The 1,602-nt window shown below is 31.6% G+C and carries 3 protein-coding genes; 1 reads left to right on the top strand and 2 read right to left on the bottom strand.

Features of this window, described 5'->3' with window-relative positions; translation table 11 throughout:
• Positions 1 to 169 precede the first annotated feature (169 nt).
• The gene (locus tag GOQ24_RS11915) at positions 170 to 601 is read left to right on the top strand and encodes a DUF1801 domain-containing protein (RefSeq protein WP_155091427.1); all 432 of its coding nucleotides are present in this window, start codon (positions 170 to 172) and stop codon (positions 599 to 601) included.
• A gap of 49 nt (positions 602 to 650) precedes the next feature.
• Here the strand turns inward: GOQ24_RS11915 and GOQ24_RS11910 are convergent, their stop codons facing one another.
• Both GOQ24_RS11910 and GOQ24_RS16810 read right to left on the bottom strand, forming a co-directional pair.
• Positions 651 to 1,208, bottom strand: coding sequence for a lipocalin family protein (locus GOQ24_RS11910; protein WP_155091426.1), 558 nt, complete (start codon positions 1,206 to 1,208; stop codon positions 651 to 653).
• A 139-nt stretch (positions 1,209 to 1,347) separates the two neighbouring features.
• Entirely contained in the window at positions 1,348 to 1,482 is a 135-nt protein-coding gene (locus tag GOQ24_RS16810; protein ID WP_258204373.1) for a hypothetical protein, read from the bottom strand.
• Positions 1,483 to 1,602: the final 120 nt, after the last annotated feature.

Raw genomic sequence — 1,602 nt, 5'->3', positions numbered from 1 at the left:
GTTTGGTTGCACCTTGAAGATAATTATTTTTGAGGACAAACAATGAAAAAACCCCGCCTTTTTTAGACGGGGTTTTGTTTTTTAGGCTTTTTAGACAGCCTCGTTTTTGTTGTCTTTGGCTATTTATTCAATATAAATACTTATTTTAATTTTTTAATTCAGTGTGTCAATGGCAAAGAATAAAACTACTTATACGGATCAAGAGGTATCTACATTTATAGACTCCTATGTAGAAAATCAACAAAAGAAAGAAGATTCTCTAGAATTGATTAGATTATTTCAACATTGGTCTGGTTATCAGCCGAGAATGTGGGGCCCTACCATTATAGGTTTTGGCAATTATCATTATCAATATGCAAGTGGCCATGAAGGTGATGCTCCCATTTTGGGATTCTCTCCGCGCAAAGATAAATTTTCTCTCTACGTCTTCTCTGATACCGAAAAAAGTAGAATGGCCTTAGTAGATTTAGGCAAATACAAGATGGGAAAAGCGTGCATCTATATAAGCAAAATAACAGATATTAACTTAGCCGCTTTAGAGATTTTATGTAAGGAATCTATCCTTTTTGTAAAAGAGCATTACAAAGTGACTTCAATATAAATACTATAAAAAATAAGCCCTCATAATTATTTTAGAGGGCTTATTTGTATTATTTTAAATAGGGATTATCACTCTTATCGTGTTTTACCCATATCAAACGAGAAGTATCATATCCAACTTCTTTTGCAATTTCTAAATACTTTACTTTCACATCTTCAGGTAAAGTTTTTTCCCTTGAGAGAATCCAAAGATAATCAAGATTCTTTCCTGCAATTAAAGCATATTTATAATCTTCATCTAAAGCAATGACGTTATAACCAGAATAAAAAGGACCAAAGAAACTTACTTTAAGTGCTGCAGTGCTTTCATCTTCTCTAAACTTTGCTTTCCCATCTGCTTTTTTCCACTGTTTCTCAACATAGTTAAATCCACTATTGAGGACCTTAATACTCCCATCCTCATTTAGACTATATTGTGCCGAAGTATTATCTAAGTCTTTTTCAAAGCGAAAGTCAAAACGTGCGATTTCATACCAGGTACCTAAGTAGTGATCCACTTTAAAGTTAGTAATAGGTGTTGCCTTATCCGGTTTTACTGTGCTACTACAAGATAGCATCGCTCCCATTGTTAGAAGAATTAAACCGAAGCGAAAAATACTGTTCTTCATGATTTTTTGAGTTTCTCCCAAAAATAGAAAGATTCTTTCTATTCTACTATTTTATTTAGAATAACTTTAAATAAAAAGATCTACATACTTTTTATAAAGGACCATAGAATTCTCTGGTTTTATAAAACTAATAGACTGATTATTTATTTTTCATTTGATTTACTATTTCTTTCAAAAGAGCTTTACGCTTAACAGCTGCCTCTTGCTCTTTCTTCTTCTTTTTATCTATCTTATCCTTTACAGCCTTTCTATTGGCAGGTGTATTTCTTCCCATATCTACCGCATATTACTTTTAATATAAGTACTATCTATGTATAGGCAAATTTAGAATAAAAATGACTCTCTTAGGGAATTTAATTAAAAAAGAGATTTTCACGTAAGCATAAACTATAAT

The sequence above is a fragment of the Myroides sp. LoEW2-1 genome, from assembly GCF_009767705.1.
GTDB classification, from domain to species: Bacteria; Bacteroidota; Bacteroidia; order Flavobacteriales; family Flavobacteriaceae; genus Flavobacterium; species Flavobacterium album_A.
The sequence above is the reverse complement of the archived record's forward strand: the minus strand, read 5'-3'. Positions and strand labels throughout refer to the sequence as shown.